Below are 23,427 nucleotides of genomic sequence, written 5' to 3'. Positions count from 1 at the left end.
CGCCGATCGCTGGTGTGACTGTTGATCAACCTTCACGGTACCCCGGCGCGGGTCGGCTGTCTGCCGCCCGCCGCCGTCGTTCGCTGTAGGCAAAGCGCCCCCGGCGAGCCGTCACCGCGTAGTGTTGGTAGGGTGACTACAACCCGTGGCGGACATCCCTCCGAGGACCACGTTCCCGACGTTTCCCCCTTCTCCGCTCCCGGCCCCTTTGGCCCTGGCAGCACGCCGGAAAGCGCCGGCAGCGGCGACGCCGTGGAGGCGGACCGCGGGGTTGAAGCGGCCGACGGCGGACGTCCCGGCAGGCGGCTGTCCACCATGATGATCGCCGGGCTGGCTGCGCTGGGGTTGGGAATTGCGGTGGGTACACTGCCGGTGCCTTACGTCATCGAGTCGCCCGGCCCCACCTACAACACGCTGGGGGAGAGCCAGGGCCACCCCGTGATTAATGTGAGCGGCCATGAAACGTATCCCGCTGCCGGGAGCCTGGACCTGACCACCGTCTACGTTGACGGCGGCCCCACCGGCTCCGTCAGCATCCTCAGTGCCTTCTCCGCCTGGCTGGACGGCTCCAAGTCCGTCTATCCGGTGGAACTGATCTATCCGACCGGCACCACGAAGGAAGAGGCGCAGGAACAGAGCGCGGTGGCCATGGCCACGTCGCAGGAGAATGCCGTGGCCTCCGCACTGAACGAACTGAAGATCCCGTTCGGACAGCAGCTGCAGGCCGCGGGTCTGTCCAAGGATTCGGCGTCGGCAGGCAAGATCCAGCAAGGGGACATCCTCAAGGCCATCAACGGCAAGGACATCACCTCGCTCTCCGTTGTCCAGGATGAACTGGCCGAGGGCAAGGGGGCCCCGGCAACGGTGACAGTTGAGCGTGCAGGCCAGCCGGTCACTGTCCAAATCACTCCCAAGGACAATGGCCAGGGCCGCTTCATCCTGGGTGTCATGCTGAAATATCTCTTCACTTTCCCTTTCCAGGTGCAGATCTCCCTGGACAAGGTGGGCGGCCCCAGCGCAGGGCTTATGTTCTCGCTGGGCATCATCGATACGGTCACGCCCGGTGACCTCACGGGCGGCAAGCACATTGCCGGCACCGGCACCATCTCCCCGGAAGGAACGGTGGGCCCGATCGGTGGCATCGGCCAGAAGATGCGGGGTGCGCGCTCCGCCGGTGCCACCCTTTTCCTGGCGCCCGCCGGCAACTGTGACGAGGTTACCGGCCACGTTCCCGACGGACTCCAAGTAGTCAGGGTGCAGAACCTGGCCGAGGCCCGGCACGCAGTGGAGCTGGCCGGAAGCGGGCAGGATACCTCCGCACTTCCTGCCTGCACCGGCAAATAGCACCTGCGCCAGCACTAGACTGAGCCCAACTAGACTCGACAGGAACTAAGCTCCACCGCCACTCGTGGCACAGATGACGGACGAAACCAGCCGTTTGACCGGTACCGTACGTCGCTCGCACGCTTCGAATCTCGACGACCAGCTATGAGGTACCCAGTTTGTCCCGTCCCGCCAGCACCATGTCCACAGGCAGACCCCCTTCACGACGCGGCGCCCTGACGCCCACGTTGATCGTTGTCGCCCTGGTGGTAGTGGGCTTCATTTTCTTCGCCAACGTCTGGACCGATGTCCTCTGGTACCGGCAGCTGGGCTTCGTCGAGGTCTTCGTCACCGAGAACCTCGCCAAGATCGCAACCTTCGTGGCCGGCTTCGCCATCATGTTCGCGGCCGTCTTCTTCTCGATCCGCATTGCCTACAACGCCAGGCCGGTCTACGCGCCTGACTCGGAGGTCCGGGACAACCTCAACCGGTACCAGGCACAGCTGGAGCCTGTCCGCAGGATTGTCATGATTGGCCTGCCCGTCCTCTTTGGCTTGTTTGCCGGCAGCGCAGCCGCCAGCCAGTGGCAGAAAGTCCTGCTGTTCTTCAACCAGGTGGGCTTTGGCCAGGCCGATCCGCAGTTCAACATGGACATCAGCTTCTACCTGATGACCTTGCCGTTCCTCGGGTTTGTAACCGGATTCCTGATCAGCGTGGTGGTGATTGCGGGCATCGCCGGCATCCTCACCCACTACCTCTACGGCAGCATCCGCCTAATGGAGCGCGGCGTGTTCACCAGCCGCGCCGCGCAGATCCACATCGCAGTGACCGGCGCCGCGTTCCTGGTGCTCCTGGGCGTCAACTTCTGGCTGGACCGTTACTCTTCCGTGCAGAACAACGGCGGCCGCTGGGCCGGTGCCCTCTACACGGATGTCAACGCCGTCATCCCCACCAAGGCCATTCTCGCCGTGGCCGCCGTGCTGGTGGCCATCCTGTTCATCGTGGCGGCCGTAATCGGCCGTTGGCGCCTGCCGGTGATCGGCACGGCAATGCTGATCATCACGTCCATCCTGGCCGGCGGTGTTTATCCCTGGGTCATCCAGCAGTTCCAGGTCCGCCCCTCGGAGCAGACGCTGGAAAGCGAATACATCAAGCGCAACATCGAGAACACGCGCAAGGCCTACGGCCTGGACGGCATCGAGGAAACCCGGTACGAGGCCACCAACACCGCCAACACCGGCGCCCTGGCCCCCGATGCGCAGACCACGGCCAACATCCGCCTCCTGGACCCGAACCTCATTTCAGACGCCTTTGCGCAGCTGGAACAGTACCGCCCGTACTACCAGTTCCCCAAGGCCCTCAACGTGGACCGTTACGAGGTGGACGGCAAGATCCAGGACACCGTCATCGCGGTGCGTGAACTGAACCCCACGAACGTGGCCACCAACCAGCAGGGCTGGCTGAACCAGCACGTGGTGTACACGCACGGCTATGGGGTTGTGGCTGCCAAGGGCAACAAGTTCACGGCTGACGGCAAACCCGAATTCCTTCAGTCCGGTATCCCGTCGACAGGCGTGCTGGGCAATGACAACACTTACGAACCCCGCATCTACTTCGGCGAGTCCTCCCCTGAGTACTCAATCGTGGGCGCCCCCGACGGCGCTACGCCCCGCGAGCAGGACCGGCCTTCCGGCAAGGAAGGGGAGGGGGAGACCCAGTACACCTTCAAGGGCAACGGTGGCCCCAACGTTGGCTCGTTCTTCAACAAAATCCTCTACGCCATCAAATTCCAGTCCTCGGATCTGCTGCTGTCCGACGGCGTGAACCCGGAGTCGCAGATCCTCTACGACCGCAACCCGCGCGAGCGGGTCCAGAAGGTGGCCCCCTACCTGACCGTTGACGGCGGTGCGTATCCGGCAGTCGTGGACGGCCGGGTCAAGTGGATCGTGGACGGCTACACCACCAGCCAGTACTTCCCGTATTCACAGCAGAAGTCATTGTCCGATGCCACCGCTGATTCGCAGACTACTTCCGGCCGCGCCGTGGCCCTGCCCAACAGCACCGTGAACTACATCCGCAATTCGGTGAAGGCAACGGTGGATGCCTATGACGGTTCGGTCACCCTGTATGCCTGGGACGACACCGATCCTGTCCTGAAGGCCTGGCAGAAGGTCTTCCCGTCGACGCTGAAGCCGTACTCCGAGATGTCCGGCGCCCTCATGAGCCACGTCCGGTACCCGGAGGACCTGTTCAAGGTCCAGCGTGAGCTGCTGGGGCAATACCACGTGACGGATCCCACGAGCTTCTACAAGAACAACGATGCCTGGAGCACCCCGGCTGACCCGACCGTGAGTACGGATGTGAAGCAGCCGCCGTTCTACATGTCGCTGCAGATGCCTGACCAGGAGAAGCCGGCCTTCCAGCTGACGTCCTCATTCATCCCGCAGATCGTCAACGGAAATGCCCGCAACGTGCTGTACGGCTTCCTCGCCGCCGACTCCGATGCAGGCAACCAGGCCGGCGTGAAGGCGGACGGCTACGGCAAGCTGCGGCTGCTGCAGATCCCGCCGGAGACCCAGGTTCCCGGTCCCGGCCAGGCGCAGAACAAGTTCAACTCCGATCCCACCGTGTCGCAGGCGCTCAACCTGCTGCGGCAGGGAGCATCGGACGTCCTGAACGGCAACCTGCTCACCCTGCCCGTGGGCGGCGGCATCCTCTATGTCCAGCCGGTTTACCTCAAGTCGACGGGTGAGACATCCTACCCAACGTTGCAGCGCGTCCTGGTGGCGTTCGGCGACAAGGTGGGCTTCGCGCCTACCCTGGACGCTGCGCTCAAGCAGCTCTTCGGTGGGGATTCGGGTGCGGCAGCGGGTGACTCCGCCAACAACGGACAGACTCCGGCAGGTCCGGCAGCGCCTGCCACCCCCGCCGAGGCGGATGCCAAGGCCCAGTTGAAGGCGGCGCTGGATGAGGCGAACTCGGCCATCCAGGCCGGCCAGAGCGCGCTTGCAGCCGGCGACTTCGCTGCCTACGGCGACGCGCAGAAGAAGATTGCCGCGGCGCTGAAGAAGGCCATGGACGCGGAGGCCAAGATCCCGGCGACTGCCCCGCAGGCCAGCCCGGCCCCCGCAGCCTCCGCCGCGCCTTCGGCCACGCCTTCACCGTCCGCGTCAGCGGGTCGGTAGTACGACGTCGCCAGCCCGGTATCTGCGCCCACGGGAGCAGATGCCGGGCTGGCGTAACGGACGTCACGCCGCTCTGATTTGGCCTGCGGTTCACCTCCCGGTAGAGTAGTTCTTGCGACGCGGGGTGGAGCAGTTCGGTAGCTCGCTGGGCTCATAACCCAGAGGTCACAGGTTCAAATCCTGTCCCCGCAACTGAGGAAAGGCCCGGACATTGGAAACAGTGTCCGGGCCTTTTTGCTGTCCCCCGCAGCCGCGGCAGCACCGCCGTCGAACTTTGCCATAGCGGCGGACGGGACCAGGGTGCCCGGTCAGGAGTTGGAACCCGAGTGGCCGCGCTGGGTGGTCAGTCCGCCGGCAAAAGTAGGGTAGTGTTGATCAAGCGACGCGGGGTGGAGCAGTTCGGTAGCTCGCTGGGCTCATAACCCAGAGGTCACAGGTTCAAATCCTGTCCCCGCAACTTATGAAGGCCCCGACCGGCAGTTACGCCGGTCGGGGTTTTCCGTTTCCTTGGATGGGCCCAGTTCCTAGTATTCTCTTTCGAAGGGCCCCGCGATCTGTGGGCAGCCCCAGTCATTCCTGAGAGGTATGTTGTTCGATGGCCACACCCACGAAGAAGCCCGGCACCGCTACGGGCAAGCGGTCCCGGCTTTACTGGATGGTTCCCGCCGTCCTCGTGGCCGTGGTCCTGGTGGTGTTGGTCGCCAAGCTGCTCATGGGGCTTCCGGCCGTGGCTTCCTTCGTCAGCGACTACCCGGGCCAGTCGAAGCTGCCGGCCAATGCCCCGGTGGGATTTCCCGCGTGGCTGGCCTGGCAGCACTTCCTCAACGCTTTCTTCCTGCTCCTGATCATCCGAACCGGCTGGCAGGTGCGGACCACCACGCGGCCCAGCGGCCACTGGACCAGGAACAACAAGGGTTTGATCCGCACCAGGAACGCGCCCGCCAAGATCAGCCTTGAGCTCTGGTTCCACCTGACACTGGATGCCCTCTGGATCCTGAACGGGCTCATCTTCGCCGTCCTGCTGTTTGCCACCGGGCAGTGGACGCGCATCGTCCCCACCAGCTGGGACGTCTTCCCGAACGCGCTCTCGGCGGCGCTGCAGTACGCCTCGCTTGACTGGCCCACGGAGGACGGCTGGATCAACTACAACGCGCTGCAGCTGCTGGCATACTTCGTGACCGTCTTCATCGCCGCGCCACTGGCGTTTATCACCGGCCTCCGGATGTCCGGGGCCTGGCCCAAGAAGGCCGCCGGCCTCAACAAGGCGTTCCCGATTGAGTGGGCCCGCGCCGTCCACTTCCCGGTGATGATCTACTTCGTGGCCTTCATCGTGGTCCACGTCTTCCTGGTGCTTACCACCGGTGCCCTGCGGAACCTGAACCACATGTACGGGGTCCGCGACGACGACGGCTGGTTCGGTTTCTGGGTGTTTCTCGCCTCCGTCGCCGTGATGGTGGCTGCCTGGTTCCTGGCCCGTCCCATCTTCCTGCGGCCCATTGCTTCCCTGATGGGCAAGGTCAGCCGCTAAGCCTGGCGCCGCCAGCAGTGGTCAGGCGTTCTTGATCTGCTGGTAGGCCTCAAGCGCGCGTTCCCGCGACTCTGCCAGGTCCACAAGCGGTGCGGGGTAGCGGTCAACGTCGGCCGTCCAAGGCTCGTGGATCTTCTTGCCCTGGACGTCCCGGAGCTCCGGAATGAAGGTCCGCAGGTAGCTGCCGTCGGCGTCGAATTTCTTGCTCTGCGTGACGGGATTGAAGATCCGGTAGTAGGGCGAGGCGTCCGCCCCGGACCCTGCAACCCACTGCCAGTTGGCCGGGTTGTTGGCAGCGTCCGCATCCACCAGCGTGTCCCAGAACCATTCCTCCCCGATCCGCCAGTCGGTGAGGAGGTTTTTGACCAGGAAGGATGCAGCGGCCATCCGCACCCGGTTGTGCATCCAGCCTGTCTGCCACAGTTGCCGCATCCCGGCATCCACCAGCGGGTAGCCCGTGTTTCCCTGCTGCCAGGCGGCAAGCTCTTCACGGTTGGTGGGGGCCCAGCGGAAGTTGTCGAAGGCCGGCCGGAAATTGCGGGTGGCCAAATCCGGGTTGTGGTACAGCAGGTGCCAGTTGAATTCGCGCCAGCCCAGTTCAGCCCGGTAAATACCGACGTCGGAAGGGACCGTGCCCGGATGCCGGCGCCGGATCTCGCGCCACACGCGGAACGGACTGACCTCCCCGAACCGGAGGTGCGGCGACAGCCGGCTGGTGCCCTCGGTGCCGGGCAGGTTGCGGCCGGTTCCGTACTCCTCGATGGGCCCATCCAGGAAGTCTTCCAGGCGCTGCTGGGCGCCCATTTGGCCTGGCCGCCACGTGGCAGCCAGTCCGCCGCTCCAGTCGGGGGAGGAGGGCAGGAGATTCCAACTGGCCAGGCTGTCACTGGCCGGCAGCCCGCGTCCGGCAGGAGCGGGGTGGGGCGGCGTCTCCGGCGCCTCGAAGGGATCCCGGATGTCCTGTGACGCGAGGCAGGCGCGCCAGAATGGGGAATAGACCTTGTAGGGGCCGCCCGCCCCGGTCCTGACGGTCCAGGGCTCGAAGAGCAGGTTCGCCTGGAAGCTGGACGCCTGCATCCCGTTGCCGCCGGCCCACTCCTTGAGGTCGGCGTCGATGCTCCGTTCCGGCTGCCCGTACCTGCGGTTCCAGAACAGGTGGCTTGCCTTCGTCTGGGAGGCCAGCGTCCTGATGGCCTCTCCGGCAGGGCCTCGACGAAGGACCAGGCGTGATCCGCGGTTTTCGAGATCCGCGGAGAGTGCGGCGAGGGAGTGGTGCAGCCACCAGCGGGCGGCGCCGCCGAGGGGCCGGACGCCGCGGGACTCCTCATCCAGGACGTACACCACCGTGAGCGGCATGCCCCGGTGCACCGCTTCGGACAGGGCCGGGTTATCGTCCAGCCGCAAATCGTCGCGAAGCCAGACCAGGGACGTTCCTTCAGAAGAAGCCATGGCCCCACGCTACACAGCGGATACAACTATGGCCGGGACCGCGGTCCCGGCCATGGCCGTGTATCATCCGCCGACGTGATGGCGGGCCTTACAGCTTGTCGAAGTCTGCCTCCTCGACCGTTGATTCAGACGAAGCCGGGCTCGCCGCACCCAGGGCAGGCTTGGAGTTGCCGCCGGCCTTGAGCGCCGCCAGGCGGGCTTCGATCTCGGTCTGCTCACCCAAGTCCTCCAGCTGGTTGAACTGTGCGTCCAAGCTGGATGCCGCGAGCTCCTGCTGTCCGCGGACCTTGGCCTCTTCGCGGCGGATCTTCTCCTCGAAGCGGCCCACCTCGCTGGTCGGGTCCATGATGTCGATGCTCTTGATCGCGTCGTGGACCTGGGACTGAGCGGCTGCTGTCTTGGACCTGGCCACCAGCTCGTTGCGCTTGCTGGTCAGCTGGTTGAGCTTGTTCTTCATCTGGTCCAGGCCGGTCTTCAGCTTGTCCACCACTTCCCGCTGGGAGGCGATGGCAGGCTCTGCGCCCTTGGCTTCGTTCTCGGCAGCCATTTGGCGCTGCAGGGCGACCTTTGCCAGGTTGTCGAACTTATCTGCGTCGGCAACGTCGCCGGCAGCACGGAACTCGTCAGCCTTGCGGGAGGCGGCCAACGCCTTGCTGCCCCAATCGCGGGCATTCTTGACGTCTTCGTTGTAGTCGTCTTCCAGCATGCGGAGGTTGCCGATGGTCTGCGCCACTGCGGACTCGGCTTCGGCGATGTTATTGGTGTAGTCGCGGACCATCTGGTCCAGCATCTTCTGGGGGTCCTCGGCGTTGTCCAGCAAAGAGTTGATGTTTGCCTTTGCCAGCTGCGCGATCCGGCCGAAAATGGACTGCTTAACCATGGTGTTTGCCTTTCATCCTGCTCTTTGTTGACCACTGGAACCGGTGCACAGTGGTGTACTTCGTCTCTCCGCCCCGCCGGGATCTTCCAGCGTGTCCGGCGGAAGTCTTTAGAAACTGCCGGAGTCGCCGCCGCCGAAATCGCCGCCGCCAAAGTCCCCGCCGCCGAAGCCGCCCGAGTCTCCGCCAAAGCCGCCTCCGCCGTCGCCGCCCCAGCCACCGCCGCCGCCCCAACCGCCATGGCCCCCATGAAGGATGGAATTGATTAGGATCCCGCCCAGGATGGCGCCGCCCAGTCCGCCGCCGCCTCCGCCGCCAAACATGCCGCCGCGCCCAAAGCCCGAGTTTGCGTAGCCGTCGAAGTGCTCAACGTCGGCCTGGGCCAGCTGCGCCGCCTGCGCCGCGAGGGCATGCGCCTGCTGCGCGTAAGTAAGCGCGGTGACGGGATCGGTCCTCGCGATGGACAGCGCGTAGTCGAGGTTCCGCTGGGACTCTGCCAGCCGGGTCCGTGCCTCGGTTCCCACACCGCCGCGCCGGGCGGTGATGTAGTCGGAGGTGGCGCTGATCTGGGCCTGTGCGGACATGATGGTCTGCTGCAGTGACGCCTGTGCCCGCCTCGCCTGCTCCTGCTGGTCGCGGATGCCGGCCAGGGCCTGGTCCAGGGACTGGTGGGCCGTCTCCACCCGCTGAAGGGTGGCGATGGGATCGATCTTCCCACCCTGGATCTCGGTCTTCACCTGGGCCAGCGCCGCTTCCACCGCGGCCACCGGACCTGCCAGTTCGGTGTGTGCTCCGGACTGGATCATGGCCTTTGCCTGGGCCAGGTCCTGGGAAGTGTCCACAACCGCTGCTTCGAGACCGTTGCGGGCCTCGTCGAGATTGCCGGCTACCTTGGAGATCGCGTCCAGGAGGACGTTGGTCTGGTGCAGGCTTTCCTCGGCCGCACGGACGGCTACCGCGGCCAGGCTGCCCTCGCCCTCACCCAGCTTCTGCCGCGCCGTCTCGGATGCGTTCTGCACGAAGGCCAGGCGTTCCTTGGCCTGCACGATATTGTCCGAGACCTGCACCAGCGCGCTGTCGGCATACTTGGACCGCATGGCCGCCAGGGACTGTTCAGCGCTGGAGATCTTGGCGTCAGCCTCGCTGGCTCCCGCGTTGACGGCCGCAAGGGCCTGCGGAGCGTTCTTCTCCAGCTCACGCAGCGAGTCAAAGTCCGCTTTTTGCTCTTGGAGCGATTCCAGGGCTGCCTCCGAGCGGCGGATGATCTCACCCATCCAAGTCCGCTGCTGTTCCTCGGTATCCGGGATGTGGTCATCGAGCTGCTGCTGCAGCTTGAAGGACTCCGCCATGTGGGCCTTTGCTTCCGCCAGGGCCTTGGTGAAGTTCCCGACGGCGGAATCCCCGTACTGCGCCTGGGCGAAACCGAGTTCCTGCTCGCTGGATTTGATGGCGTCGTCGGCTTCGATCAGCAGGGAACCACTCTTGCGTCGGAGTTCCTCAACGCTGAGTGACGCCAGCGGGTCCAGCTCGGCGCCCTGCGGGCCGTAGCTTCCGCTGGAGGCCGCTTGGACGGCGGCTTTCTTCCGGCGGTTCCGGTAGTACAGGTACGCCCCGCCTCCTGCGACCACTACGCCCGCACCCACCAGGACGCCGGCGCCGGCTCCGTTCCCGGACGAGACGTTGCCGCTGCCGCCGCCGGCGGCGTCGCCAACAGCGGCGGCGGTGTCGATGGCAGCTTGGGCGAAGTCACGCTTGCCGGCTCCGAGGTTGGGCACAATGGCGTTTTGGGAAATGCTACTGGTCTTCGACGCGATCGAACTGGCTGAGTTGGGTGCGAAGTAGTAGTGACCGTCATCGGACATGGTCAGGATGACGTCTGACTTGCCCATGCCCTTTTTGGTCGCAACGGCTTGAGCCCATTGTTTGGGATCGGTGGGGTTGGTGAACGTCTTCACGGTGACCACGTACAGGTTGTACTTGTGGTCCTTCAGCAGCTTCTGGATCGCATCCTGGACTTCGCCCTTCCGGCTGCCCAGCACGTTGGCGTCGTCAACGATGTTGGTCCCGGAGGGGATGGGGACAGGGTCTTCGGCCCAAGCGGCGCCGGCGGGTACCGCCAGCAGCCCGGCAAGGCCGATCACGGCGAGGATACGTCTGAACTTTGACCGCATGTGCAACCCTTCAGCATGCCTGACACCGATTCGGGACGAATCAGTCGTCGAATCCACAGCGCCCCCACGCTTGGTGTGAAGCCGCAGGTCGCTGTGGCATTTCATCTTGATTCTATGGTGCACCCCACAGGCAGTCCATGCGACCGAATATGCCTCCAGCGAAACGCCTTGCTGCCGGAGACCCTTGCTTGAAGCGTTCAGGAAGCTCTCAGCAAACATCCGAGCTTGTTCCAGCGGAACGGGTCATAGTTAATGGCAGACGAGGATGAAAGGAAGTCTCATGACTGAGAATCAAACCCCAGGACCGGTCCCTGAGGACAACCGCGCGCAAAGCCGGAACCCGTGGGACCGGCAGGGCGCGGAACAGCCTGGAGACCGCCAGACGGAAACTCAGTATGGGAACGCGGGCGGACCCGGCACCCCTCAAGGCAACACGGGCGCCCAGGACCACACGGGCCCCCAGACCCAAGCCGGCCCACAGAACAACACCGAGCGGCTGGACCCGCCGCAGGCACGCGACCACCACACCCAGGAACTTCCGGGCGCACCACGCCCGGTCTACCCGCAGCGGCAGCCGTTCTACGGCCAGTCCGCCAATTATGGACAGCAGCACCAGGATGGCCAGTCCGGATACTACGGACAGCAGCAGTACCAGAATGGCCAGCCCACGCACGGCACCGGCCACGGCGCACCCAATGGGAGTGTCGGCCTGGCCCCCAATCCCAAGGACGCCCCGCGCCGGAAGGCGACATTCGGTATCGGCACCCTTGTGGCCAGCATCCTCGCAGCAGGCCTGGTGGGCGGTGGAGTGGCTACGGTAGGTGCGGGCGAGCTCTCCGGCCACAACGCCTCCAGCACATCGACCGTCGGCAGCAACAGCCAGCCCGGCACGGTCATCGTCAACAACAAGGACGACGTCAACGCCATTACGGCAGCTGCGGTGAAGGCCTCGCCCAGTGTTGTCACCATCAGCGCCACCAGCGGCAGCTCCGGCGGCACCGGTTCCGGCATTGTCATCGATGACCAGGGGCACATCCTGACCAACACCCACGTGGTGACCCTGGACGGCCAGACCGCCAATGCCACCCTTGAGATCCGCACCAGCGACGGCAAGGTCCTCCCGGCAAAGCTGGTGGGAACCGATCCCCTGTCCGATCTCGCCGTCATCAAGGTCGACGACACCTCCGGGCTCACCCCCGCCACCCTTGGTGATTCCTCCAAGCTCAATGTAGGGGACACTGCCATCGCCATCGGTTCCCCGCTTGGCCTGACCGGGACCGTCACGGACGGCATCGTATCCACCCTCAACCGGACCATCAGCGTGGCATCATCGGCAGCGCCCAAGGGGGGCGACAACAGCCAGGGTGGCGACCAGGGATTCCAGTTTGCCCCTCCTGGCGGCGGGCAGAGCCAGCAGAACTCCAGTGAAGGTTCCATCGCCATCAACGTGATCCAGACGGACGCGGCCATCAACCCCGGCAACTCCGGCGGCGCCTTGGTGAACAGCAAGGGCGAGATCATCGGCGTGAACGTGGCCATCGCGTCCGCCGGTTCAGGCACCTCCACCTCCCAGAGCGGCAATATCGGCGTCGGGTTCAGCATCCCGATCAACAACGCCAAGCGTGTGGCCCAGGAGATCATCGACAGCGGCAAGGCCTCCCACGGCCAGCTCGGCGTGAGCGTCAAGGCCAAGACGACGTCGGGCGCGGCCTCCGAATTCTCGGTGGGAGCTGACGTCGCCACCGTTGAGGCCAACTCGGCAGCAGGAAAAGCGGGCATCAAGGCGGGCGACGTCATCACTAAGTTCAACGACCTCACCATCGGCGAGCCGAACCAGCTGACCGCGGCGGTCCGGGAACAGCCGGCAGGATCCAAGGTGAAGATCACCGTGCAGCGCGGCGGCAGTGAGCAGACGTTCGACGTCACGCTGGGCGCTGCAGCCAGCTAGGCACAGCAGGACCAACGCAAGCCATGACGACGGCGGCGTCCCCCACCAAAGGGGGCGCCGCCGTCGTCATTCCCTGCTTGGGAAACGGCGCTGAAACAGGCGTTAACGGAAGAGGGCGCGGGGACGCGCCGATATGGTTAGCTAGGAGCTACCCGCCTGCCGGGCATTCCGCGGCCATGCCCACCCGGCTGGCTGTCCACAAGCATGGAAGGCTGCTGTAAACACAGTGGAAGAGACATTGAAGATCGTAGTCCTGGTCAAACATGTACCGGACGCCCAGTTCGACCGCCACCTCAACGGGGACGGCAACACCGTGGACCGCGACGAAAGCATTCTGTCCGAGCTTGACGAGTACGCCCTTGAAGCAGCGCTGCAGCTGGCGGAGGCGCGTGGCGGCAGCAAAGCGGGCAACCAGGTCATCGCCCTCAGCATGGGACCTGCCGGTGCCGTCAACGCGGTCAAGAAGTCACTGCAAATGGGCGCCACTGAAGGCGTGCACCTCACGGACGATGCCCTGGCCGGATCCGATGCCGCGGCCACTTCACTTGCGCTCGCCGCAGCAGTGCGGCACCTGGGCGACGTGGACCTGGTCATCACCGGCATGGCCTCCACAGATGGCGAGACCTCCCTTGTTCCGGCCCAGCTGGCCGAGCGGCTTGGGCTGCCGCAGGTCACGTTCGCGTCCACGCTCCAGGTGGACGGCGGCCGCTTGACGGCCCGCCGCGATGCCGACACGTCGTCTGAAACGGTGGAGGCACCGCTGCCCGCCGTTGTGTCCGTCACCGACCAAATCAACGAACCCCGGTACCCCAACTTCAAGGGCATCATCGCCGCCAAGCGCAAGAGCATCACCACGCTGTCCCTGGCCGACATCGGCGTGGAGCCCGCGCAGGTGGGCTTCGCCGGTTCCTGGACCAGCGTGACCAATGCGGAGCAGCGGCCGCCCAGGACCGCGGGCACCATCATCACCGACGAGGGCGACGCCGGCATCAAGCTGGTTGACTTCCTGGCCGCCCAGAAGCTGCTCTAAGAGGGACACCGACATGGCACAAGTACTTGTATTCATCGACAACCCCGGCGCGTCGCTCAAGAAGAGCAGCCTGGAACTGCTGACCCTGGCGCGTTCCCTGGGCGAGAGCACAGTGGCGCTCAACGGCGAACTGGCCGACGGCGTCGCTGCCACCTTCGCCGAATACGGCGTGGCCGGCATCCTGCGCCCGTCCGTCCAGGACCTGGACGACTTCCTGGTGGCACCAAAGGCCGCCTACGTTGCCGCCGCCGCCGAAACCGCCGGTGCCGCCATCGTCCTGCTGGACAACTCGCCCGAGGGCAAGGAAATCGCTGCACGTGTGGGCATTCGCCTGAACGCCGGCGTCATCACTGACGTCGTCGCCGTGGACCCGGACGGCACTGCACACAAATCGGTGCTGGCTGGTTCCTACAACACCGCCTGCAAGGCCAGCACCGCGGTGTCGGTGTTGACCCTGAAGGCCAACAATGTCACCCCGGAGCCTGCAGCCGCCCCAACAACTCCCGGGACCGCCACGGTGGAGGTTCCCGCGGTAGCCGCAGCGGCCCGCATCACGGAGCGGCAGCAGAAGGTTGCCAGCGGCCGGCCTGACCTCACCGATGCCCGCATCGTGGTGGCCGGCGGACGTGGCATGGACGGCGACTTTGGTCCCGTTGAAGAACTCGCCGATGCCCTTGGCGCGGCCGTCGGCGCCTCCCGGGCCGCCACGGACGCGGGCTGGATCAGCCACGACGCCCAGGTGGGGCAGACCGGCAAGACCGTTTCCCCGCAGCTGTACATTTCCGCGGGCATCTCCGGCGCCATCCAGCAGAAGGCCGGCATGCAGACGTCCAAGGTCATTGTCGCGGTGAACAAGGATGCCGAATCCCCGGTCTTCGAAATTGCGGACTTCGGCATCATCGGCGACGTCTTCGATGTCCTGCCGCAGGCGGCCGCCGAGATCAAGAAGCGCAAGGGCTGAATCGTTGACTGCCTCCACTGGGCAGGCAGGGAGCCCGTTCAACCCGGATACGCACCGGGTTGGGCGGGTGCTCTGTTTTGCGGCCCATCCTGACGACATCGACTTTGGCGCGGCCGGAACCGTCGCCGCCTGGACGGCGGCCGGCGTGCAGGTCAGCTATTGCATCATGACCGACGGCGATGCGGGCGGCTTCGACCCCGCCAACCGTGCGGACATCATCGCCATGCGCGACGCCGAACAGCGCCGGGCCGCGAAGCTGGTCGGTGTCACCGACATTCACTACCTTCACCAGCGGGACGGCTACCTTGAGCCGTCGCACGAGGTGATGAAGGAAGTGGTGCGGCTGATCCGCCAGGTCCGTCCCGACGTCGTCCTTGCCATGCATCCGGAACGGAACTGGCAGCGCATCCAAAAGAGCCACCCGGATCATCTGGCCGTGGGGGAGTCGGTGACACGGGCCGTGTATCCGGCACTCGAAAACCCCTTCGCCTACCCTGAATTGGCCGACGCCGGGCTCGAGGCCTACAAGCTGCCGTGGCTGTGGCTGTACGCGGGACCCGAGGAACGGGAAAACCACTTTGTGGACGTCACGGACCAGGTGGAAGCCAAGCTGGCCGCGATCCACGTCCATGTCAGCCAGCATCCTGACGTCGCGGCGATGGAAACCACCGTCCGCCGGGGGATGCAGCTCAATGCCGGCAGGGCAGGGTTGCCCGAAGGGCGCAGCGCGGAGGCCTTCCACGTGGTGACCGTTAACGGACCTGGCACCATCGCGGGTTTCTAGGACGGTGAAACGCCCCCGGTTCCTTGATCAAGGAACCGGGGGCGTTTTCCTGTCGCCGGGACCGGGGACCTCAGGCTCCCAGCGGAGCCGCCGCCACCGTGGGCAGCGTGGGGGCCTTGGATCCACCGGCCGGCTCAACGGTGATGCCCAGCGAGGCAGCCGTGTGGATGCCCTGGACGACGGCAGGCTTGGAGAGGGCCTGCTCATCCATCAGCCCCTGCGACACCGGCGCCGAACCGTCCTTGGGGATCAGCCACATCTGGTAGACCTTGCCGGCAGGGGGAGCGGGCACGCCGCTCATCTTCACCACGGCCGCGTCCTCGGAAGCTGAAATCAGCAGGGTTGCCTTGCCGCCGCCGGCCACGTTCACCGACGCCTCGCGCAGGTCGCCGGCCCTGGCCACCTGGTTGACGGGATCGTTCTGGTCAGCCATGTAGGCACCCACGCCCACACCGCCCAGGGCGATGGCCGCTGCTGCTGCCACGCCCACCAGCCAGCGTCGGGTGCCGGATGTGCCTCGGCGCTCCTCGCGGCGCTTGCGGGCCTGCGCCAGCTCATCCTGTGGGCCGGACCCGCCTGGAGTCCCCATCGGATGGGCCGGTGGCGTGCTTCCGGCCGGTGCCGGTGCGTCGCCGGCGCCCGGTCCACCCTGGCTGGGGAATTGGGCAGGAAGTTGGGCGACGATCCGCTTAAACAGGTCCGACGGCGGTTCCTCCTCTACCCGGAAAGTGCGGGCCAGCGCCTCCCGGGACTGCCGGACGCGCGCAAGGAAGGCCAGCCGCTCCGGCTCCGGGGCGGTCGAGATGTACTGGTCGATGGCATCGCGTTCCTGCTCCGTGACCGCGTCAAGAGCGTAGAGTTCGGCGAGGTCCACGGCGCGGCCTGCGGCAAGGTCCATCGCCACCGTGTCCCCGAAGGACCTTGACCGGCTGTTGCGGCCTTCATCCATTCCGCTCATCTCAACTCACCCCCAAACAGGTCTTCAATCGGATCAGTCCGTCGCGGATGCGGGACTTGATAGTGGGCACTGCCGCATTCAGCCGCTCTGCCACCTCACGGTAAGTAAGGCCGCCGTAGTAGGCCAGGCGGACGGATTCCTGCTGTGTTTCAGTCAGCGTGCCGAGGCAGCGGACCACCGCCTCCGCTTCCAGGCGGCTGCCCACTTCATCGGAAACGGTGTCATGGTCGATGTCCTGGGTGCTGGCACCGTACTTGGCTTCCCTGTCAGTGGAGGACTGCGACGAGCGCACCTTGTCCACGGCCCGCCGGTGCGAGATGGTCATCAGCCAGGAGAGCGGGCTGCCTGCCTGCGGATCGAACTTCGCGGCGTTCTGCCAGACCTGCAGGAAGACTTCCTGCGTGGTGTCCTCGCTGAGTTCGGGATCGATCAGAACACGGCGCGCCATGCCGAAGACCCGCCGGGACGTGAGCTGGTAAAACTCAGCAAACGACGCCTGGTCCCCTCGGGCGATGCCCGCCAGCAGGACCGAGAGGCGTTGACTGAGGTCAGCAGGTGGGTCAGTCACCGCGGCCGAGCCTTCGGAATTGGGCGCGTTGGGAGTTTCCATTACGTCCAAGCATAAGTCTCCGGGCGGGGAATCCTCAGCAGTGCCGTGCCGGTTGCGGCTGTCCGGCCTGGATGGTGCCTCCAGTAGTGTCACCTGCCGCTCCTCGGTCCTGGTCCGCTCGAATGCTTACAGGAGCTATTCGGCGCAGGGCAGGGCGCGGATGGGACAACGGATGAAGATTTTCCGTGGGGCGGAGCAGGGGATCCTAAAGCGTGGCCCCCGCGAATCCCTGCTGGCGCCAGGCCTCGTAGACCGCGATGGAGGCGGCGTTGGCAAGGTTAAGGGAACGCAGGGCCGGCAACATGGGCAGCCGCACCGTGGCAGTCACATGCGCATCCTTCTTCAGTTCGGGCGGCAGTCCGACGGATTCGCGGCCAAACAACAGGACGTCCCCCGGAGCGTAGGCAATGTCTGTATAGCTGGTGGTGCCGTCAGAGGTGAAGGCGTAAACGCGCTCGGGCTGGAGGTGCTGCCAGGCGTCCTCGATGGTTTTGTGGACGGTCACGACGGCGAGGTCGTGGTAGTCCAGCCCGGCCCGGCGCAGCTTGGCGTCGGAAAAGTCGAAGCCAAGGGGTTCCACAAGGTGCAGTTCGGCGCCGGTGATGGCGGCGAGGCGGATGGCGTTGCCGGTATTGCCGGGAATCTCTGGTTCATGGAAAAGGATGCGGAACACCTTTCCATCCTAGCTACCGCCGTCAGTGCATGCCGCGCAGCAGCCTGGCCAGGACCGGGACGTTCACAGTGTTGGGGGCGGGCCCGGAGGCCAGGAACTCCTTAAGGCCCCGCACCATGCCCGCCGCGTTGACGATGTGGACAGTCTCCAAGGCTCCGGACGGCCGCCTGTGGTGGTCGATTACGGGTTCGTGGAGGTTTCCGTCCGGGCCATGCACCACGGTCCATCCGGTGACGTTGAGCTCCGGGAAGATCTCCTGCATGGCCCACACCACCCGGGCCAGCTGCGGAGGCGCCACGGAGCGGCCGCCATGGTTGAGGGTCCTGCCGTCCCAGGCGTAGGCGCCCTTGGGCAGGAGCATGGAATTGACCAGGGCCAGCCGGTAGCCGGACAGGACCGCATGATCGATGTGGCTGTTGTCCGCCGGGGATTGCAGGCCGTTGATGAGCCTGGCGGCGGGAATTGCCGGCAGCACCTGCCGGGTCAGCAGTTGGACGGTGCGCATCTCGCGCTGGATGCGGGCCTCAGCGCCGAAGATGCCGCGTTTCCGCGGCATCCCGTGAACCTGCTGGCTCGCATGGGCCAGGGGGATGAGCGGAGCACCGCTTCCCTCGTACGGCGGCACGTAGATCGGCGGGTCGCCTGCGGTGTTCCTGCCGTTGTCCGGCCTCCGGACAGTGGCCGACGCCCTGCTTCCGGCGGCCGGGGCATCAAAGTGGGCGCCGTCGTCGGGCGCAACGCCCTGGACTGATCCGGCGCCATAGGACCGGTCGTAGGCTTTCCGCCGCTGCGGATCGATCAGGGTCTCGTAGGCAGCAGTCACGCGCCGGAAGGTTGCGGCGTCACCACCGTGGTCTGGATGGGCAATCCTCGCAGCGCGACGGTAGGCCACCTTGATCTCCTTCTCGGTGGCGGTGACGGCCACGCGCAGGACCTGGTAGTGGGAGCTGCTGCTCTCGGTCAAGCATTCTTCCTTTTCATCATGCGCGGCTTCCTGTTTTTCGTCAGGGAAGCGGCTGCCCGCCCAGTCTAGCCAGCGCTTGTGGCGGCCTCACCGTGACAACGAACGCCGGGTGCTTGCGGGTTCCCGGGGCACCGGAGTCTAGACTCGTGCCTGCGCGGCTGAACGGTGACACAGGAAAACCATGTGCGCGGTGACCCGGGCCGGCGGTCAAATTGAAGAACAACAGCCGGAAGGAAACAGGCAGGGGTGGAAATGGAAATGCCGACGACGGCTGGGTGGCCCGGCAGGACGCGGCGCACGGGAGTGCCGCTTGCCTTTGCATGCCTGGGCGCTGTGCTTCTGGGCGGATGCAGCGTAGGCGTTCCGGATCCTTCCGTGCCGGCCGCAACTCCGAACACTCCGGTGCTGGCCACTCCCACCATCACCCCGGGACACGATGCCGCTGCAGTGGCGGCGCGCGACCTGCCCTTCTCCGCCGGTGGGACCCTGGCGCCCGGAGTTCCGGTAGGCATCTCTGATGAGCTGAAAGGCGCGCCCGGCTGGAAGCTCGAAAAGGAAAACGTGGCCGGTGCCAGCCAATACGCAAAGACGGATGGCTGTGTTGTGGCGGCACGGGTCAGTACAGGACAGGCCCCCTTGGCGCAAGGCGGGGACAGGGAATCCACCGTTGCTCTTTTCCAGTACCTGGACGGCACCATCCAGCCTTCGTACCTGAAGACGGAAACACTGCAGTGGGGCGGTGCCCCGGATGCGCCCGGCAGGAACGTGGAAGTGCTGGCGCTGGAGCAGCCGGCTCCGGGCGGCAGGTCCACTGTGGTTCTGGCGAGGGTTTTTGGCACGGCGGGTTCGTCGGCCTATATAACGGTGTCCTGCCCCAATCCGGCAGCACTGGCGTCAGCGCGCAACGAGGTCCGCCGCTACCTGCCGCTGCTTCCTCCCACTGCTTGAGCCGGCCGGTTGGCCGCTGGGCCAGTTGGCGCGTCGACCAGTTGGCGCAAGGCCGCCGGCGGCTGGAGGGCACAGCTGCCGGCGGATACTTTGCACAGAGCGCCCGCTTCCGCGGACAGGAAAGGGCTACGCAGCGGCCGCGGTGGTCCCCGTTGACAGCCGGTTGAGGGCCAGGGCGCCCACCAGGAGCCCGAAGTCGCGCAGGGCCACGTCGTAGAAGCTTCCCAGCAGCAGCAGGTTGATGATGATCCCGACCAGCCAGGCGGCCACCAGCAACGAGCCAAGTTTCGGACGCACCGCCACTACGACGCCGGCGATGATCTCCACGACCCCAACCACATACATGAAGGTCTGGGGTGGCAGCGGCACCACCGCAGTGGCTTGGGGCGCCAGGTACACGGTCCACTGCGTAAGGATGTTCGTGAACTTGTCCAGGCCGAAAAGGATGGGTGCGACGGTAAAGACAGTGCGCAGAACCAGGAAGGCCTGCCGGGCTGCCGGCATGGTGGTGTATACATGCTGGGCGCGCACTGCCGATGCTGACTTCATGGTGTACTCCTTCTAAAAGTAGATAATGTAATTTTAGAAAGCTGATGGTCTATAATCAAGAGATCTTGACTTTGGATTTGGGAGGCATCATGTACCGACTTCCCTGGGCCGACAGGATCGCAGCCGTCGCCTCACTCACGGATGCGAAGAGGCTGCAGCTGTTCGAGCTGGTTGCGGCATCGATCCGGCCCGTGGGACGCGACGAGGTGGCCGAGGCTTCGGGCATGGCACGGAGCACCGTTTCCTTCCACCTCGACAGGCTGGTCCAGGACGGGCTGCTGGCCGTGGAGTTCCACAAGCCCGCGGGCAGGGTGGGGCCGGGCTCGGGGCGTCCGGCCAAGATGTACCGGCCGATGGCTGGCGAAGTGGGAGCCTCCGTGCCGGACCGGAACTATGACCTTGCCGGGGAACTGATGGCCGCTGCCATCGAAACCTCGCAGGCCGACGGTGGGCCGGTGGGGGAGTCCCTGCGCGCAATTGCGTTCCGGAAGGGGCGGGAGCTCGCAGAATTAGCCGGTGGGTTGGAGGAGTTCCTGGCGGAGGCGGGCTACCAGCCGCAGCCTGACGGTGACGGCGGCTACCTGCTGCCCAACTGCCCCTTCCATCGGCTTTCCCGGGCCCACGCCACAGTGGTCTGCGATATGAACGGCGCCTTCCTGCGGGGGGCGGCGGTTGGCTGCGGCAGCCCCGAGGACCGTGTTGCCGAGGCCACCGGACCCGGTCACTGCTGCGCACGGATCCAGGGTGCGGGCTGACCGCAACCGCCGGGAATTGGGGCCTGCAGGGATAGAATTGGAGGATGCCCGCCTACCTCGACCATGCCGCCACCACGCCGCTTTCGGGCGCTGCGCTCGCCGCCTTGACCCGGGAACTCGCGCGGACCGGTAACCCCTCATCGCTGCACGGGTCCGGCCGGCGTGCCCGCCGTGCCGTGGAAGATGCGCGGGAGGCCATCGCCGCAGCGGCGGGAGCCCACCCCTCGGAGGTGATCTTTACCTCGGGAGGAACCGAGTCGGACAACCTCGCCGTCAAGGGTATGTACTGGTCCCGGGTGGCAGAAGACCCCAAGCGGCGGCGCATCCTCTGTTCCGCCGTCGAACATCACGCGGTTCTCGACACTGTGGAATGGCTGGAGCGCCACGAAGGTGCGGAGGTGACCTGGCTGCCCGTCGACGGCGAAGGAGTTCTGGACCTCGACGTGCTCCAAACCGAGCTTTCGCGCGATCCAGGGAGTGTGGCGCTGGTGACCGTCATGTGGGCCAACAACGAGGTGGGCACCATTCAGCCGATCCCGCAGATCGTTGAACTTGCCCATGGCGCCGGCGTCCCAATGCATTCCGATGCCGTCCAGGCATTCGGTTCGGTGCCGGTGCACTTCAAGGACTCCGGCCTGGATGCCATGTCCATCTCCGGGCACAAAATTGGTGGTCCCGTCGGGGTGGGGGCACTTCTGCTGGGGCGGGCGGTGAAGCTGACACCAGTGCAGCATGGTGGGGGGCAAGAGCGCGACGTCCGCTCCGGCACGCTGGACACCGCTTCCATTGCTGCCTTCGCCGCAGCTGCGGAAGCGGCCGCCGCTGCGCTTCCCACGGAGTCGGCCCGCATTGCTGCCCTTCGGGACAGTCTGATCGACGGCGTCCGCGAACGGGTACCGGAAGCGGTCCTTCGCGGCGCGCCCGGCGACGGCCGGCTTCCTGGCAACGCCCATTTCACGTTCCCCGGCTGCGAAGGGGACTCGCTGCTGTTCCTCCTTGACCTGGCGGGCATCGAATCGTCAACCGGTTCGGCCTGCACCGCGGGCGTGCCCCGGCCGTCCCACGTGCTGCTGGCCATGGGGCTGGACGAGGAAACGGCGCGTGGAGCCCAGCGGTTCAGCCTGGGGCACGCGTCCACCGAGGCGGACGTCGATGCCCTTCTTGCTGCACTCCCCGAGGCGTACGCACGGGCGCGCCAGGCGGGCATGGCCGGGCATGAGTCCTCGATCCAGACCGCGGGTACCGTGGCGCGGCAGGTGCTGGGCGGCGCCTGACCCTCAGGCCTGACCTGTCCGGCCGATTTGCCTGCCGCCGTAGAATGGATAGGCGAACATCGTTTCCGCCGCCGGTGCAACCAGCACGGCCCCGGAAAACAAGCATCCCCCAACAGAAAGCCAGCATGCGAGTACTAGCAGCCATGAGCGGCGGAGTTGACTCCGCTGTTGCCGCCGCCCGCGCGGTGGAAGCCGGGCACGACGTCGTCGGTGTCCACCTGGCCCTTTCGCGCATGCCCGGAACCTTGCGCACGGGCAGCCGTGGATGCTGCACCATCGAGGACTCCCGCGACGCATGGCGTGCCTGCGACGTCCTCGGCATTCCCTACTACGTGTGGGATTTTTCCGAGCGCTTCAAGGAAGACGTCGTCCAGGACTTCATCGACGAATACGCGGCCGGCAGAACGCCCAACCCCTGCATGCGCTGCAACGAACGCATCAAGTTCGCCGCCCTGCTGGAGAAGGCCATCGCCCTGGGCTTCGACGCCGTTTGTACCGGCCACTACGCCAAGGTCATAGAGGACGCCGACGGCAACCGGGAACTGCACCGCGCTGCCGACTGGGCCAAGGACCAGAGCTACGTCCTTGGCGTGCTCACCCACGAACAGCTCAAGCACTCGATGTTTCCGCTGGCGGACACCCCGTCGAAGGCCGAGGTGCGGGCCGAGGCGGAGCGGCGCGGCCTCTCCGTCGCCAACAAGCCGGACAGCCATGACATCTGCTTCATCCCCGACGGCGATACTGCGGGCTGGCTCGCCGAAAAAATCGACATGGCCAGCGGTGACATCGTGGATGAGACCGGCGCCAAGGTAGGGGAACATCCCGGGGCGAACGCCTTCACCGTGGGCCAGCGGCGGGGACTCAAGCTCGGCACGCCTGCTGCCGACGGAAAGCCGCGCTTTGTCCTGGAAATCAGGCCCAAGGAGAACAAGGTGGTGGTGGGACCCGAGGCCCTGCTGGCCATTGATGAGATCCGCGGCATCAAGGTTTCCTGGGCAGGACTTCCCATCAACGAGGTGGAAACCGGAGCCGAATTCGACTGCTACGCGCAGGTCCGGGCACATGGGGACCCGGTTCCGGCCACTGCCTGGATGGAGCCCGCCGCCGACGGTAATGGCCGAGGCCAGCTGGTGGTCCGACTGACCACCCCGCTGCGCGGAGTGGCGCCCGGCCAGACCGTGGTCCTTTACCAGGGCACCAGGGTGCTGGGCCAGGCAACCATCGACGCGGCGCGTTCGCTCCAGCGGGCCCCCCTCTAGCCTGTTTGATCCAAGGCACTGTCCCGGGTATTGCCGGGGCAGTGCTTTGCTGTCCCCGGAACTTTGATGCCGCCCGGCGCCAGCAGAATCTGTCCGGCCAGTGGGCAGCAGTACCAATGAGATAAATTTTGTGTTTCAAGTCACGGAATTGGCCGTATTGAGGACTGACTCTCTGATTGA

The 23,427-nt window shown here is 65.7% G+C and carries 19 protein-coding genes and 2 tRNA genes; 13 read left to right on the top strand and 8 right to left on the bottom strand.

Annotated elements, in window-relative coordinates:
• Nucleotides 1–132: 132 nt before the first annotated feature.
• The 5 genes from LFT44_RS13420 (at nt 133) to LFT44_RS13400 (ending at nt 6,036) form a co-directional block, all read left to right on the top strand.
• The gene (locus LFT44_RS13420) at nt 133–1,344 is read left to right on the top strand and encodes a YlbL family protein (RefSeq protein WP_442863648.1); all 1,212 of its coding nucleotides are present in this window, start codon (nt 133–135) and stop codon (nt 1,342–1,344) included.
• 179 nt (nt 1,345–1,523) lie between these two features.
• On the top strand, nt 1,524–4,508 hold the full coding sequence (locus tag LFT44_RS13415; protein ID WP_236798944.1) for a UPF0182 family membrane protein: 2,985 nt from the start codon (nt 1,524–1,526) through the stop codon (nt 4,506–4,508).
• Nucleotides 4,509–4,626: 118 nt separating this feature from the next.
• Nucleotides 4,627–4,700: transfer RNA gene (locus tag LFT44_RS13410), tRNA-Met, on the top strand.
• A gap of 191 nt (nt 4,701–4,891) precedes the next feature.
• Nucleotides 4,892–4,965: transfer RNA gene (locus tag LFT44_RS13405), tRNA-Met, on the top strand.
• Nucleotides 4,966–5,103: 138 nt separating this feature from the next.
• On the top strand, nt 5,104–6,036 hold the full coding sequence (locus tag LFT44_RS13400) for a cytochrome b/b6 domain-containing protein (RefSeq protein WP_236798943.1): 933 nt from the start codon (nt 5,104–5,106) through the stop codon (nt 6,034–6,036).
• Between the two features lie 21 nt (nt 6,037–6,057).
• On the opposite strand, the gene LFT44_RS13395 is transcribed toward LFT44_RS13400, so the two are convergent.
• The 3 genes from LFT44_RS13395 to LFT44_RS13385 all read right to left on the bottom strand — a co-directional run bounded on the left by LFT44_RS13395 (nt 6,058) and on the right by LFT44_RS13385 (nt 10,534).
• Nucleotides 6,058–7,485, bottom strand: a complete 1,428-nt coding sequence (locus LFT44_RS13395; protein ID WP_236798942.1) for a cryptochrome/photolyase family protein — start codon at nt 7,483–7,485, stop codon at nt 6,058–6,060.
• Nucleotides 7,486–7,573: 88 nt separating this feature from the next.
• Nucleotides 7,574–8,365 (bottom strand): PspA/IM30 family protein, encoded by a 792-nt coding sequence (locus tag LFT44_RS13390; protein WP_236798941.1) that lies wholly within the window; start codon nt 8,363–8,365, stop codon nt 7,574–7,576.
• 108 nt (nt 8,366–8,473) lie between these two features.
• Nucleotides 8,474–10,534 (bottom strand): TPM domain-containing protein, encoded by a 2,061-nt coding sequence (locus LFT44_RS13385; protein WP_236798940.1) that lies wholly within the window; start codon nt 10,532–10,534, stop codon nt 8,474–8,476.
• A 280-nt stretch (nt 10,535–10,814) separates the two neighbouring features.
• On the opposite strand from LFT44_RS13385, the gene LFT44_RS13380 reads away from it, so the two are divergent.
• From LFT44_RS13380 to LFT44_RS13365, 4 genes are all read left to right on the top strand, one after another.
• Nucleotides 10,815–12,482 carry a S1C family serine protease gene (locus LFT44_RS13380; protein ID WP_236798939.1) on the top strand — a complete coding sequence of 556 codons (1,668 nt, stop codon included), beginning with the start codon at nt 10,815–10,817 and terminating at the stop codon, nt 12,480–12,482.
• A 238-nt stretch (nt 12,483–12,720) separates the two neighbouring features.
• The gene (locus LFT44_RS13375) at nt 12,721–13,512 is read left to right on the top strand and encodes an electron transfer flavoprotein subunit beta/FixA family protein (protein WP_236802898.1); all 792 of its coding nucleotides are present in this window, start codon (nt 12,721–12,723) and stop codon (nt 13,510–13,512) included.
• Between the two features lie 13 nt (nt 13,513–13,525).
• Entirely contained in the window at nt 13,526–14,473 is a 948-nt protein-coding gene (locus LFT44_RS13370) for an electron transfer flavoprotein subunit alpha/FixB family protein (RefSeq protein ID WP_236798938.1), read from the top strand.
• Between the two features lie 4 nt (nt 14,474–14,477).
• On the top strand, nt 14,478–15,257 hold the full coding sequence (locus tag LFT44_RS13365) for a PIG-L deacetylase family protein (RefSeq protein WP_236798937.1): 780 nt from the start codon (nt 14,478–14,480) through the stop codon (nt 15,255–15,257).
• Between the two features lie 70 nt (nt 15,258–15,327).
• On the opposite strand, the gene LFT44_RS13360 is transcribed toward LFT44_RS13365, so the two are convergent.
• From LFT44_RS13360 to LFT44_RS13345, 4 genes are all read right to left on the bottom strand, one after another.
• On the bottom strand, nt 15,328–16,206 hold the full coding sequence (locus LFT44_RS13360; RefSeq protein WP_236802897.1) for an anti-sigma factor: 879 nt from the start codon (nt 16,204–16,206) through the stop codon (nt 15,328–15,330).
• Nucleotides 16,207–16,216: 10 nt separating this feature from the next.
• Nucleotides 16,217–16,825: a sigma-70 family RNA polymerase sigma factor gene (locus LFT44_RS13355; RefSeq protein ID WP_142133266.1), complete on the bottom strand. Its 609-nt coding sequence runs from the start codon at nt 16,823–16,825 to the stop codon at nt 16,217–16,219.
• Between the two features lie 205 nt (nt 16,826–17,030).
• On the bottom strand, nt 17,031–17,498 hold the full coding sequence (locus LFT44_RS13350; protein ID WP_236798936.1) for a tRNA (cytidine(34)-2'-O)-methyltransferase: 468 nt from the start codon (nt 17,496–17,498) through the stop codon (nt 17,031–17,033).
• Nucleotides 17,499–17,520: 22 nt separating this feature from the next.
• Nucleotides 17,521–18,462, bottom strand: a complete 942-nt coding sequence (locus LFT44_RS13345; protein ID WP_236798935.1) for a J domain-containing protein — start codon at nt 18,460–18,462, stop codon at nt 17,521–17,523.
• Between the two features lie 375 nt (nt 18,463–18,837).
• On the opposite strand from LFT44_RS13345, the gene LFT44_RS13340 reads away from it, so the two are divergent.
• Nucleotides 18,838–19,410, top strand: a complete 573-nt coding sequence (locus LFT44_RS13340) for a hypothetical protein (protein ID WP_336885623.1) — start codon at nt 18,838–18,840, stop codon at nt 19,408–19,410.
• A 126-nt stretch (nt 19,411–19,536) separates the two neighbouring features.
• Here LFT44_RS13340 and LFT44_RS13335 read toward each other — a convergent pair whose 3' ends face one another.
• Nucleotides 19,537–19,959: a hypothetical protein gene (locus LFT44_RS13335; protein ID WP_236798933.1), complete on the bottom strand. Its 423-nt coding sequence runs from the start codon at nt 19,957–19,959 to the stop codon at nt 19,537–19,539.
• 89 nt (nt 19,960–20,048) lie between these two features.
• Here LFT44_RS13335 and LFT44_RS13330 point away from each other — a divergent pair, with 89 nt between their 5' ends.
• From LFT44_RS13330 to mnmA, 3 genes are all read left to right on the top strand, one after another.
• Complete coding sequence (locus tag LFT44_RS13330) at nt 20,049–20,714, top strand: helix-turn-helix transcriptional regulator (RefSeq protein WP_236798932.1); 666 nt, start codon at nt 20,049–20,051, stop codon at nt 20,712–20,714.
• Between the two features lie 44 nt (nt 20,715–20,758).
• Nucleotides 20,759–21,988 (top strand): cysteine desulfurase family protein, encoded by a 1,230-nt coding sequence (locus tag LFT44_RS13325; RefSeq protein ID WP_236798931.1) that lies wholly within the window; start codon nt 20,759–20,761, stop codon nt 21,986–21,988.
• Between the two features lie 125 nt (nt 21,989–22,113).
• The gene (mnmA, locus tag LFT44_RS13320) at nt 22,114–23,247 is read left to right on the top strand and encodes a tRNA 2-thiouridine(34) synthase MnmA (protein WP_236798930.1); all 1,134 of its coding nucleotides are present in this window, start codon (nt 22,114–22,116) and stop codon (nt 23,245–23,247) included.
• The last annotated feature ends 180 nt before the right edge of the window (nt 23,248–23,427 follow it).

The organism is Arthrobacter sp. FW306-05-C (assembly GCF_021801725.1).
Classification (GTDB): domain Bacteria; phylum Actinomycetota; class Actinomycetes; order Actinomycetales; family Micrococcaceae; genus Arthrobacter.
Note: the sequence above shows the minus strand (reverse complement) of the source record. Positions and strands in the feature narration are given on the sequence as shown.